This window comes from Chryseobacterium herbae (assembly GCF_025154075.1).
In the GTDB taxonomy this organism is placed as follows: domain Bacteria; phylum Bacteroidota; class Bacteroidia; order Flavobacteriales; family Weeksellaceae; genus Chryseobacterium; species Chryseobacterium herbae.
The window spans coordinates 1307603-1320457 of sequence record NZ_JAOAMU010000001.1 but is presented as its reverse complement, the minus strand read 5'-3'; the positions used below and the strand labels follow the sequence as shown (position 1 = coordinate 1320457).

Here is a 12855-nt window from a genome sequence, read left to right as displayed (position 1 = left end):
TCAATTTATATATTAGTTTGGATTAATCTAAAATTCATAATCCAAAATCTATAATTTTTTTATGCGTCTAATTCTCCCGCAATAATATTCATACTACACATCGTCACGATCGCGTCTGAAATTACAGAACCTGTGATCATTTCAGGATATGCCTGATAGTAGATGAAACATGGTCTTCTGAAGTGAAGTCTGTAAGGGGTTCTTCCTCCGTCGCTCACCAAATAGAATCCTAATTCTCCGTTTCCACCTTCTACGGCATGGTAAACTTCTCCTTTAGGTACTTCAGTTTCTCCCATAACGATTTTGAAATGGTAGATCAAAGCTTCCATTTTCTTGTAAACATCGGCCTTTTCAGGAAGATAGAAATCCGGAACATCCGCGTGGAATGGTCCTTCAGGGAGATTTTCGTATGCTTGTGTGATGATTTTCAATGATTCCCAGATTTCCTGCTGACGAACCATGAAACGGTCGTACGTATCACCTGCAGTTCCTACAGGAATGATAAAGTCGAAATCCTCGTAAGAAGAATAAGGCTGTGCAACTCTTACATCATAATCCACTCCTGCTGCACGTAAGTTCGGACCTGTAAAACCATAGCTTAATGCTCTTTCGGCAGAGATTGCTCCTGCACCAATGGTTCTGTCCATAAAGATTCTGTTTCTTTCCAGTAAAGTTCCGAATTCTTTGAATCTCGCCGGGAAAGTTTTTAAGAAATCCTGTAATAACTCATGGAATTTCGGGGTGAAATCTCTTTCAAATCCTCCGATTCTTCCCATATTCGTCGTCATTCTCGCTCCGCAGATCTGCTCGTACATGTCATAAATACGCTCTCTTTCGATGAACATATAAGTAAGACCTGTAATCGCTCCTGCATCCATTCCGGTTACCCCGTTACAGATCAGGTGATCACCGATTCTGGCTAGTTCCATTAAAATAACACGCATATAATCTACACGCTTTGGAACTTCTATGCCGATCAGCTTTTCTACTGTCATGTGCCAACCAAGATTATTGATAGGCGCTGAACAGTAATTCATACGGTCGGTAAGGGTAGTGATCTGAGCATAATTTCTTCTTTCGGAAATTTTCTCAAACGCTCTGTGGATGTATCCTACCGTTTGCTCTGCGTGAAGGATTCTTTCTCCGTCCATCGTTAAGATATTCTGGAAGATCCCGTGGGTAGCAGGGTGGGTAGGTCCTAAATTGAGGGTATACAGCTGCCCGTCAATCTGCTCCTTACTTTCGTACTGGTTAAGTATATTAGATAATGAGTTATCTTTCATAATGATTGCTTTAGCTATTTGCTTCAGGCTATTGGCTAGCTGCCATTGGCCATTCGCTTTTTATCTTCCGAACATATTATCGTCCTTATCTGTTCTTGTTCCATCTTCCAGACGGTATTCCTTCAACATAGGATGGTATCCCAGATCTTCCATATTCAGGATTGCTCTCAGATCAGGATGTCCTTTAAATTTAATTCCGTAAAAATCAAAAGTTTCTCTTTCCATCCAGTTCGCTCCGGCAAATAATTCTACAAGAGAATCCACCTCAATATTTTCTCTGGACATAAAGATCTTCAGACGTAATCTGAAATTAGCCATCATATTATGCAGGTGATAGATGACACCGATCTCCTTTTCAGGAAACTCAGGGTAATGAATACCGCAGATATCAGTAAGGAAATTAAATTCCAGTGATGAGTCTCTTAAATAATGAATGATTTTTTTGATGTCCTCCTTCTTCACTTCAATCGTCAGCATTCCATAAGGTTCTGAACTTGAAATCACAGAATCCGGAAATTCTCTTGTAATGGCTTCTAGTACAAATTCGTTTGTCATTTCCCTTAGTTGCTTATGTTGTAAGAATCTAGTAATTTCTGGTATTCAGGCATATCTCTTCTTCTGATGCTTTCGCTTTCGCAAAGAGCCTGAACCTGCATTACACCTTCAATGATCTGCTCCGGTCTTGGAGGACATCCCGGAACGTAAACGTCTACCGGAATAATTTTATCGATTCCCTGTAATACAGAGTACGTGTCAAAAATACCACCGCTGGATGCACAAGCACCAACAGCCACCACCCATTTCGGCTCAGCCATCTGAGTGTAAACTTCTTTTAGGACAGGTCCTAATTTTTTAGATATCGTTCCACAAACCATCAGCATATCTGCCTGTCTTGGAGAGAAAGAGTTTCTTTCCATACCAAATCTTGAAGCATCATATGTAGGGTTCAGGGTAGCCATAAATTCGATACCACAACAAGAGGTTGCAAATGGTAAAGGCCAAAGAGAAAACTTCCTGGCCATCCCGATCACACTGCTCAGTTTTGTTGCGAAAAACCCTTCTCCTTCAAATCCTTCGGGAGCAGGTGCATCTGTTTTTATTACTGGTTTTTTATCTGACATTTCTTTAATTTTAGATTTTGAATTATAAATTTTGGATTTTAGATTCAAAATCCATCATTCAAAATTCATAATTTAGCTTTTATTTATCCCAATCTAATGCACCGCGTTTCCAAACATAGAAAAACGCCATGAAGAAGATCGCGACGAAGGTAAGTACGGCCAGGAATCCTTCTACGCCGAATTCTCTGAAGTTAACCGCATACGGGTAAAAAAATACGATTTCAATATCGAATAGTACGAACAATACCGCAGTCAGGAAGTATTTAATGGAAAACGGTGTTCTCGCATTTCCTTCTACAGGAACTCCACATTCCCAGCTTTGGTTTTTCACAGAATTTCCTTTCTTCTGTTTCGGTCCCAGAAAATGGGCTCCAAGCAAAGAAACGGCTACAAATGCCACTGCTACACCTGCTTGAAGAAGGATTGGAATATAACTTTCAGGTAAATTCATTTTTGCATTATTATCTCAATTTGCAAATTTAGCGAATAAACAAGAAAGCATGAAATTAATAAGCCTAAAAGTGGGTTTAAAATAGGGAAAACCGGTAATTTAGAATCAATAAAAATAGCGCTTATTTCTTCATTTTTTTGAGAAGAGAATAGGCCATGAAAGATATATATCCGAAGAGAATACTGGCTAGGATTATGTTAACTATGGTGTTCAATCTATCATCCTCGATCCGGAAAAAGAAGTTGTAGGCGATAAATGCTGAGATTAGAACGGCAAAAACAATCAGGTGTGGTTTCATGGGGTGGGGGATGCGTGTTATGGGTTGCGAGGCACGGGATTCGTGTTACGAGGAGAAAAATACGAGTTATTAGTTTCAGATTTGAAATAAGTCACTAATAACTCATCAACGATTACTCATTGCTTATTACTCATTACTTATCATTAACGAGTAGGTTCTTCTTCTCTTATGGTTCACCGGATTGTAGTCCTGCCACAGAACCTGAACGCTTTTATTTTCTTCCAGTTCCGGATTGGTTTCGGCAAAATCGATTCCCATACTGGTAAATCGTACGAAAATTTCTTTGAATATGATGGCTGTAACGCCACGTCTTTGGTATTCAGGATGAATTCCGATCAGATAAAAATTCGCACGGTCGTTTTTCTTTCCAGCTTGTAAAAAGTGCCACCATCCAAAAGGAAATAGTTTTCCTTTAGATTTCTGTAAAGCCTTTGAATAAGAAGGCATGGTAATGGCAAATGAAACCAGTTCGTTATTCTCATCTACGACACAGATAACGTAGTTCTTGTCTATAAACGGGAAATACTTTTCTCTGTAGGTCTGGATCTGCTCATCTGAAATAGGGGTGTAGGTAGAAAGGTGTTTATAGGTTTCATCAAGAAGCTTAAACATAGGTTCTACAAAAGGCAGAATCTCCTGTTTCGACTTGAAATTTAGAACCTTAAGTTTGTATTTCTGTGCGATAAGACCACTGAATTTTTCTACTTTTTCAGGGAGAATTTTGGGAAAGTTCATTTCATATTCTACCCATTCTTTTTCTTTGGTCAATCCGAGATCTTCCAGATGTTTAGGATAGTATTCATGATTATAGATACCGATCATGGTGGCCAGCTTTTCGAACCCCATCGTCAGCATTCCTGCCTTATCGAGATTGGTGAAGCCCATTGGTCCTTCTATCTTATCTATATGATGTTCTTTAGCGTAATCTATCGCTTTTTGAATCAGAGCTTTAGAAACTTCTTTATCATCAATAAAATCGATCCATCCGAAACGGACTTTTTTAATGCCCAGTTCCTTTTCCTCTTTATGATTGATGATCACAGCGATTCTTCCAACCACTTTATTGTCTTTTAAAGCCAGAAACTGTTTGGATTTTGAATAATTTAAAGCCGGATTTTCTTTGGCGTCCCAGATTTTAAATTCGTCTTTGATAAAAGAAGGAACATAATAGGGATTGTTTTTATAAAGATCCATTGGAAACCTTACGAATTGTTTTAATTCGCTTTGATTTTTTACTTCAATAACTGAAACTTCTGACATAATTAGAGGGTAATTAGAGGACAAATATAAATAATAAAATGTAATACTTTGGCACAGTTTTTACATCATTATGGTTAAAATTTAAACACAAAAATCTATATAAAATGACGGGTTATTATATCATTATCGGTATTTCAATGCTGGTGAGCTGGTGGGTTTCATCAAGGTTGAAGTCGAAATTTGAATATTATTCCAATGTACATCTCAGAAATGGTCTATCGGGAAAAGAAGTGGCAGAAAAAATGCTTAGAGATAATGGGATCAATGATGTACAGGTAATTTCAGTTCCCGGTCAGCTGACGGACCACTATAATCCGGCAGATAAAACAGTCAATCTTTCTGAAGGAGTCTATATGCAGAGAAATGCGGCTGCGGCTGCGGTAGCAGCTCATGAATGCGGTCATGCCGTGCAACATGCGGTAGGATATTCAATGCTGAATCTACGCTCAAAGCTGGTTCCTGTTGTCAATATAACGTCTAATCTGATGCAGTTTGTATTGCTTGCAGGTATCGGGATCATGGCGGCTACAAGGTCAATTGAAGATCCGAATGGAAATACAGCCGTTCTGGCGATTGGTGTAGCCATGTTTGCCATGACGACACTTTTTGCTTTTGTAACGCTTCCGGTTGAATACGATGCGAGTAACAGAGCGATGAAATGGCTTAAAGATACAGGCACTGTGACTCAGGAAGAATTTGTAGGCGTACAGGACAGTTTGAAATGGGCGGCAAGAACCTATGTGGTAGCGGCCATCGGATCGCTGGCGCAGCTTCTTTACTGGGGATCTTTACTGCTTGGGGGAAGAAGAAATTAATCTTTAAATTCAAATGAAACATACTGCATCTCGGATAATTTATCTGAGATGCTTTCTTTTTGGGCTAATTTTAAAGACGCGGTTAAAATGCAGTTTTCATTGGCATCGAAATTCAAAACCTTCGCATCAAATTTAGAAAGCAGCGTAAATATGGTATTCTGCTGATTGAAGTTGAACTGGATTTCAACTTCCGCTTCAAGTTCTCTGATGATGATATTCGCTTCCTCCAGGGTGATCTTTGCACATTCTTTATAGGCTTTTACCAACCCGGAAACGCCGAGTTTTGTTCCGCCGTAGTAACGCACGGAAATAACCAGAACATTCGTGATTTCATGTGCTAAAAGCTGATTGTAAATAGGAAGTCCTGCACTTCCTGAAGGTTCTCCGTCATCGTTGGCCCGATAGTTTTCCCCTTCAAGTCCCATTCTGAAAGCATAACAATGATGGGTAGCTTTTGGATGTTCAGCTCTGACTTTCTCCAGTGCGTTTTTCAGTTCCTTTTCATTATTGACAGGAAATGCAAATCCAATGAACTTGCTTCCTTTTTCCTTTATTAAAGTATTTTCTATGGGGTTTTCTATCGTTTTGTACTCAAACATTTTTTCGGTTACATTAATTGTTATTCTGCTTCACTAAATTGTTCTTCCAGGTCTCATATTCCAGGGAGGGAAGTCCTATATTGCGGCGTCTTATATTGAAGGTATCTTTTGGATAATAAGTTGTGATTCCTCTGGAATGAACATTATCTCTGGTTGTTTGCTCAAAATAGTTCTGCTGGTAAACAAGATTATATTTTCCAAGCATGAACTGCTTCATTTCAAAGGGAGCTGCTTTTCCTTTTTTTATGTTTTCAAGTAATAAGATACGGAATTCTTTGTACTCTTCTGCTCTGGCAAAATGGAAGTAGATCATACCCAGTGTAATTTGGTCACGGTATATTTTTCCAACGGTGGGAATATCCGGATAGCCTTTGGTTCTGATGAGATGAATTAATTTTCTGATATTGTCCTCATCTACCTGTGGTTCCTCTTGTCTTCCTCTGCTGTGCTGGTCTATGGTGGATATTTCTTTCAGGGTCTTCCTGTATTCCCAGTCAATATTTTCAGTGTGTTGCTGTTCCAGAGAGGCGAGTTCTGTTTCAGAAAACTGATTTTTTAAAATAGGAATTAAAGCGTCCTCTTTCTTAAGTTCTTTTACTGTAACACCCCAATTTTTGATGAGACTTTCGACATAGGGCTTGGCGGCAATATTTTTTTTCAGTTTTTCGGAAAGCAATACATAATTCAGTATTTCAGAATAAGCTTCCTGGTTAATGGGAGGATAAATTTTGAACAGACTGTCCAGTTTTTGAAAAGCTTCTTCATCTTTTTGGATCACCATTAAACTGTCAACTTTATAAATTTCCAAATAATAGGGGATATAGTTGATCTCCTGAATAGCCGGTTTTTCCTGATTGGCGCCAGCCATGTTTTTCTTTGAACTGCAGGAGACCAAGAATATAAAGGCTGTTATTGAGATTAGAAAAGCTTTCATGTTTTGTGTAGGTTATTAATCGTTATGGATTACTAACGTACTTATTGAATGCAAAAGTATAAAATGTGTGATAAGTTTCGCTATGATCAATAAAGAAGCCGTCAAATTATTTGACAGCTCCTTGTATTTTCTTGAATTTGATATTTAATTACTATATTCCATCGCCGCACAGATCCATAGGAATTAAGCACATATAACTTGTAGGACCGCAAAAATCCTGAGGGCATTTGTCTCTGCATCTTGTAGATTGTCCGTTAGGTAACGTACAGGTTACAAATGCTCCACCGCTAATACTTTTTAAGCCGATTCTTGAAATTTTCTTTAGATTTTTCATGTAATGATGATTTGGATTCATATTAATTAATTCACCATTAAGTTACTTAATTAATTTCAACTGGAAATATGATTTTGTGAGAAGTTTATTATGTTAAATTAGACTTGTGCAAATACTAAAGATAAAATGTATTAAAATCATTTTAAATTGACAGGATGCTAATCTAAATGATAGGCAGATAAAATGAAATGGTATTGTCTCTGAAAGCTTTGATGTCATGAGGTTTTAAATCCAGTTTGGGAGCCTGAGTTCCATTTTCTAGTTTTAATCCTTCATTTTTAATGACAATCGCTTCATCCCACAGACCCGCGTTAATGAATTGAAGCAGGGTATAGCTTCCGCCTTCTATAATGACGGATTGTATCTGTTCCTTATAAAGTGCAGCCATCAGATCCGGCAGGAAATTCTCTTTTCCGACTTTGATGAACTTGATATTGTTTTCTGTTCCTTCTTTTACAGAATTGATGATCAGTGTTTGGGCTTCGTCATTATACATTTTAAAGTCTTCCGGAACTTTTAAATCGAAATCAATAAGAATTCTTACAGGATTTACGCCTTCAGCATTTCTTACCGTTAAACTTGGATTGTCATTTAAAGCCGTCTGTGTTCCAACTAAAATAGCGTGTTCATCAGCTCTTAACTGATGTACAAACTGATTCACCAAAGAATTTGAAATGGCAGTAGGTTTAAAGTCTTTATCTAAAAATCCGTCTCCGGATTCAGCCCATTTCAGAATGATGTACGGTCTTTTCTTTTCGTGATAGGTGAAGAATCTTTTGTTTAATTGGATACATTCTTTCTCCAGTATTCCGGAAACGGCTTCTATGCCTGCATCCTGGATGATTTTCTTTCCTTTTCCGTTTACTTTATCATGAGAATCCATCGCTCCGATAACCACCTTTTTGAATCCAAGTTCTTTAATTTTTAAAGCACAAGGAGGTGTTTTTCCGTAATGCGCACACGGTTCCAGGGAAACGTAGATCGTAGATTCCGGGATCAGACTTTTATCTTCTACAGAATTGATGGCATTGATCTCCGCATGATTTTCGCCGGCTTTGTGGTGATAACCTTCCCCGATGATCTTTCCGTCATGGACGATCACACTGCCAACTAAAGGGTTGGGGTAGGTTTTGCCCAGTGCTTTTTGGGCGAGCTCAATGCATCTTTTGATATATAATTCGTCGTTGTTCATAGGGTGAAAAGAAAAAGCGAAGACAAATTTCTTTGCTTCGCCTTTATGATATTGTTTAATAGATTAATCTCCAGCAATGATGCTGTGAAGATTTTGTCTTAAAGTTTCAAGATGTGATTTCTTCTCGTCGATGGTATTGAAAGTATCTCTTAGAAGTGGGTTTTCTTTTGACGGGTTTTTGAAGAATGCAAGGTTGTTTTCCAGTTTTACAATTTCGCCTTCAAGGTCAGAGATCTGGCTCTTGATCTTTCTTGCTTTATCAGTAAGCTGGTTTTCTGTTAATCCTTCTTCTTTCAGTTCAAGCTCATTGATCTTATTCAACTTCAGCTTTTCTCTCAACGTTCTGTTGAATTCGGTATTGATCGCGATTTTATCTCTCGGTACTTTCCCGATATTGTTCCAGGCCGTTTTTATGGCTTCAATTTTTTCTATGCTGCCTTCGTCATTGGAAACCGTTTTCAGGTCTTCAAGAATTTCTTTTTTCTGCTTGTAATTCTCTTTCCAGTTATCGTTGGACGCATTGTTTTTCTCTCTGTAATTGTTGAAGAACGTATTACAGGCATCACGGAATTCATCCCAGATCTTATTGGTCATGCTCTTTGGAACATGCCCGATTTTTTTCCAGTCTTCCTGAAGCTTTTTGAATAGCGGAACAGCAATATCCCATTCTTCATTGTTCATATTGTCCTGAGCAGTCTGGATCAGTTTTAATTTGTCTTCCAGATTGGCCTGCTGAGAACCTTTCAGAGATTTATAGTAATTGTTCTTTGTTGTGTTGAATCCTCTGAGTGTTGTTTTAAAATCATTCCAGTTTTGGTTGGACAGTTTTCTTGGAACGCTTCCTGTTTTTAGGAACTCAGTACGAAGGTCTTCCACTCTTTTGATGGAGTTCTGCCAGTAACCGTGGTTAGGTGTTTCAGAAGGTTCAGATAATTTTTTGATTTCTGTGATGATCTGGTTTTTCTTTTCCAGATTGTCATTCTGTTCTCCTTCAATGGCTGCAGAAAGTTCAGATTTTCTTTCGTGAATTTTGTTGGAAATTTCTTTGAATTCTTCCCACGTTTTTTCACGGAATTCTTCAGCTACCGGTTCAGCTTCTTCCTTCCAGAGTTTGTGAAGGTACTGAAGCTCGTTCAATGCCTTCTGAATCACAGGCTCGCTTTCCAGTTCTTTGGCGCGGGCAATGATGTGTTGTCTTTTCTCAAGGTTGTGGCTGAATTCCTGCTCTAAGAATTCTTTATTCAGATCCAGCATCTGATAAAATTGGTTCAGGTGGTGGAAATAATTATTGTTAAGGATCTTAAATTCAGATTTTGCTACCTGTCCCGCTTTTGACCATTCTTCTTTAATTTCACGGATGGATTTGAAAAGGTTGGTTCCCGGCTCAGAATTGGTGTAAAGATTTTTAAGTCTCTCTATGATATTCTGACGGTGATCAAGGTTTTTCTTCTGCTCTTCATCCTGAGATCTCTGGTAAGTGTCGTGTTTTTCTCTGAAAATATTGATCAGAGCAGACAATTTAGACTGGGAAGGGTGCTCGTAGCTGAAATTTTCAGGAGCATTTCCGCCTTCAGCATACTCATGCTTTTTGTCTTCCACTTCATCGTGGATGTAATGACTTGCTTTTTCTTTTAACTGATTGAATCTTTTGAAATTTTCACCAGCATTGGCCGTATTGATGATTTTTTCCATTTCTTTCAAAGCATCAGCCAGAGAAATATCATCAGTGTGATCCTCTTCAATATGTTCTGCTTCATCATCATGAGCACTTTCACCATGAGGTACGGGCGTTTCTGACGTTTCCTCCTGAGATACTTCGTTAGGAATTTTATTTTCTTCGTTTTCAGAAAGATTGTTTTCTGTAGTCATAGCAAATCTTTTATGTGAGTGGCGTTAATATCCTTTTGATATATAGCTGTAAAGCCAATTAAGGTACTAATTTAGGTTATTTTTTTTGAAAATTCCAAATTTCCCAAGCTTTTTCTGCTTGCTGTTCCAGCATGTAATACCCGTTCACAGTTTTGGCTCCTTTTTCGGATGCTTTAATGATGAATTGAGTATAGTTCGGGTTATAAATCAGATCGATGATCAGGTGTTCCGAAGTGATTCCTTCAAAAGGAAATTCCAGACAGTCTTCCACATTCGGGAATGTGCCTACCGGAGTACACTGGATGATGATTTTATGATCACGAACCGTTTCGCTGTCAAGGTTTTCAAAATTGATTTCAGAATTTCTTGAAACGGTGATCGATGGGATTCCATGTTTATCCATCACATATTTTACGGCTTTTGCAGCGCCTCCATTTCCAAGGATCAATGCTTTGTCCTGATAGGTTTTCTTATGGAGCAGAAGTGTTTTTTCAAAACCGAAAGCATCTGTATTGTAACCGGTTTTTTTACCGTCTCTGATCAAAACACAGTTCACGGCACCAATTTTTTCAGCCTCATCGCTGAGCCCGTCAAGATAATCAACAATCTTTTCCTTGTATGGGATGGTGACATTGAATCCTAAAAGTTCCGGATCGTTAAGAAGATTCTCTACTTCATCAATTTCATTCAGGTCAAAAATATCGTAGGTAAAGTCTTTAAGCATCAGCTTCTGAAACTTGTCTTCAAAGAATTTTTTGGAAAAGGAGTAGGAAATATTCTTTCCTATTAATCCTAATTTTTTATTGGAATCCATACATCAAAAATAAAAAAAAGACCGAATAAATCGGTCTTTGTAGTCAAATATTTTTTAAGGTTTATTCTACAATGAATTTTGTAGAGAAACGGTCTGTTTTAAGGATGTAATTTCCTTTGGTAAGTCCTTTAAGGTTGATCTTATTAGAGTTTTTGAAAGGGTTTTCAATCACTTCGATAAGTTTTCCGGAAAGGTCATAGATCTGAACTTTTGAAATTTTGCTTAAGTTTTCACCTTTTACAAATAATTCATTGTTTTTTACCGGGTTAGGGTAAATTGAGAATTCAGATTTGTCTTTTTTCACTTCAGAAGTTCCCAGTACGCTGTAGCATGTCCATGTAAGGTCATCCAAGGCGACTCTGTTTCCGCTGGCAGATACAGGATTAACAATTTTAATCACTACGTTTCCACTGACATTAATATTATTGATGTTCAATGTAGATACTGTTTTATCTGCTGTATAAGCGATTGTACCTACCTGCACATCATTTATTAATACATTAAGGGTCCCTGCCGTACTTCCGTACTTAAGTTGAGTTTTTATTTCTAAATTCTGAATACCTCCTGTAATGGTAGAGCTTGTAAGATTACCATTTCTGATGGTAATGGCTTTTCCGTTAATAGTTTCGTCAGTTCTTGCAAAAGTAGCCGTCCAAGAGATATTGTTATTAGTCCAGGTTCTTGTCTCATAGTTTGAAGCCGATCCTGGAATCGTTTCGAAGTTTTCTGTTCCGCAGCTTGTGTTTCCTGGCTGTCCTGCCAAAGTTGTTTCCGTTGCTATATTGCTCTGAGGAGAAGGATTTCCTGCTGCATCTTTAGCAATCACATAGAATGTATAGGTGGTAGAAGGTGTCAGTCCCTGAACCGTTGCTGTAGTTCCTGAAACGGTTGTTTTCAATACTCCGTTAGCATATACCTCATAAAGTGCTACACCAATATTGTCCGTACCAGCTGTCCAGCTTAGAGAGACGGTATTGGAAGTAGGATTGGAAGCAGTAAGGTTAGTCGCCGCTGTCGGAGCCTGTGTGTCCACAACCGGTGTTCCCCAGATTTGGTTAGCATAGGCCGGGTTATCAATAAAAGGATTTCTGTTTCCCTGGTACGTATAAGATGCATTGTTTCTTGCTACTTCTTCAGCGGATACAGGATCCATAGTATGCCAGGCCAGAAGCTGGTTAAGTTCCCATGTCTGAAGTCCCGGATATGTATTTCCACCCAGCATATTTCCGGTACTGAAACCTGGAAGTTCAACTTCATATCTCGTTACAAAGTAAAAAATCATTCTGGCTACATCACCTTTGAAAGCATCAATCGGCTCAAATACGGTTCCGCCATATCCTTGAGATACCGAGTTTCCAAGTTTGGATCCGTTATCGGAAGTAAAAGAAGGAGTTCCTACTTTTCCAAAAGGGAAATTAGATCTCATGCCGTTTACTTTACCGTCTGTTGGGCGGATAAAGTGGATATCTGCTACCATCGGGCTTTGCTGGTTGAAAAAACTTTGGGGTACAATGTGTTCTCTGTTGTAACAATCTCCTTCGCTATTGTATTGTCCGCATTGATTGGTTCCTACCGTATAGGAATATGGATCCTGTCCGTTAGGGTTTTCAGAATAGATATCTAAGATCTTTCCGTCGTTTTCGTAAAAGTAGTCACGGTCTGTTGTTGCATAACCGGTCCATAGGCCGTTGTAGCCCTTGTCCTGATGACCTTGCTTGATAATACCTCTAAGTGCGGTTTTAAGAGGAGCAAGAGTTAAACCGGCAGCGGCATCATAATAACCGACAGGTGCCTGTGCTGATACAACAATAATTGTAAAACTCAGCAAAAAAAAGGATAAAATTCGTTTCATTTAAAAAAAATTGGGCCGTAAAGGTACAAAAAA

General features: G+C 38.5%; 13 protein-coding genes. 1 reads left to right on the top strand and 12 read right to left on the bottom strand.

The features are described from left to right. Positions 1 to 59: 59 nt before the first annotated feature. The 5 genes from nuoD to N0B48_RS05755 form a co-directional block, all read right to left on the bottom strand. The gene (gene nuoD, locus N0B48_RS05775; RefSeq protein ID WP_259837401.1) at positions 60 to 1283 is read right to left on the bottom strand and encodes an NADH dehydrogenase (quinone) subunit D; all 1224 of its coding nucleotides are present in this window, start codon (positions 1281 to 1283) and stop codon (positions 60 to 62) included. Between the two features lie 60 nt (positions 1284 to 1343). Further along, a complete protein-coding gene (locus N0B48_RS05770; RefSeq protein ID WP_259837399.1) occupies positions 1344 to 1838 on the bottom strand; it encodes an NADH-quinone oxidoreductase subunit C in 495 nt (164 codons plus the stop codon). Positions 1839 to 1843: 5 nt separating this feature from the next. Further along, a complete protein-coding gene (locus N0B48_RS05765; protein ID WP_259837397.1) occupies positions 1844 to 2404 on the bottom strand; it encodes an NADH-quinone oxidoreductase subunit B in 561 nt (186 codons plus the stop codon). Between the two features lie 79 nt (positions 2405 to 2483). Then, positions 2484 to 2855 carry an NADH-quinone oxidoreductase subunit A gene (locus tag N0B48_RS05760; protein ID WP_034730696.1) on the bottom strand — a complete coding sequence of 124 codons (372 nt, stop codon included), beginning with the start codon at positions 2853 to 2855 and terminating at the stop codon, positions 2484 to 2486. A 424-nt stretch (positions 2856 to 3279) separates the two neighbouring features. Further along, positions 3280 to 4413 carry a GNAT family N-acetyltransferase gene (locus N0B48_RS05755; protein WP_259837394.1) on the bottom strand — a complete coding sequence of 378 codons (1134 nt, stop codon included), beginning with the start codon at positions 4411 to 4413 and terminating at the stop codon, positions 3280 to 3282. Positions 4414 to 4517: 104 nt separating this feature from the next. Between N0B48_RS05755 and N0B48_RS05750 the strand changes: the two genes are divergently transcribed. Continuing rightward, entirely contained in the window at positions 4518 to 5228 is a 711-nt protein-coding gene (locus N0B48_RS05750; RefSeq protein ID WP_047454732.1) for a zinc metallopeptidase, read from the top strand. Here N0B48_RS05750 and N0B48_RS05745 read toward each other — a convergent pair. From N0B48_RS05745 to N0B48_RS05715, 7 genes are all read right to left on the bottom strand, one after another. Then, entirely contained in the window at positions 5225 to 5827 is a 603-nt protein-coding gene (locus N0B48_RS05745; protein WP_259837392.1) for an IMPACT family protein, read from the bottom strand. The two genes, N0B48_RS05750 and N0B48_RS05745, sit on opposite strands and share 4 nt — an antisense overlap. 13 nt (positions 5828 to 5840) lie before the next feature. Then, positions 5841 to 6761, bottom strand: coding sequence for a hypothetical protein (locus N0B48_RS05740; protein ID WP_259837389.1), 921 nt, complete (start codon positions 6759 to 6761; stop codon positions 5841 to 5843). A gap of 151 nt (positions 6762 to 6912) precedes the next feature. Continuing rightward, positions 6913 to 7095 carry a bacteriocin-like protein gene (locus N0B48_RS05735; protein ID WP_139259665.1) on the bottom strand — a complete coding sequence of 61 codons (183 nt, stop codon included), beginning with the start codon at positions 7093 to 7095 and terminating at the stop codon, positions 6913 to 6915. Positions 7096 to 7258: 163 nt separating this feature from the next. Beyond that, positions 7259 to 8287 (bottom strand): bifunctional diaminohydroxyphosphoribosylaminopyrimidine deaminase/5-amino-6-(5-phosphoribosylamino)uracil reductase RibD, encoded by a 1029-nt coding sequence (gene ribD, locus N0B48_RS05730; protein ID WP_259837385.1) that lies wholly within the window; start codon positions 8285 to 8287, stop codon positions 7259 to 7261. A gap of 63 nt (positions 8288 to 8350) precedes the next feature. Continuing rightward, complete coding sequence (locus N0B48_RS05725; protein ID WP_259837384.1) at positions 8351 to 10156, bottom strand: DUF349 domain-containing protein; 1806 nt, start codon at positions 10154 to 10156, stop codon at positions 8351 to 8353. Between the two features lie 76 nt (positions 10157 to 10232). Further along, positions 10233 to 10970, bottom strand: coding sequence for a shikimate dehydrogenase family protein (locus N0B48_RS05720; protein ID WP_259837382.1), 738 nt, complete (start codon positions 10968 to 10970; stop codon positions 10233 to 10235). A 61-nt stretch (positions 10971 to 11031) separates the two neighbouring features. Next, a complete protein-coding gene (locus tag N0B48_RS05715; RefSeq protein WP_259837381.1) occupies positions 11032 to 12822 on the bottom strand; it encodes an endonuclease in 1791 nt (596 codons plus the stop codon). Positions 12823 to 12855 lie beyond the last annotated feature (33 nt).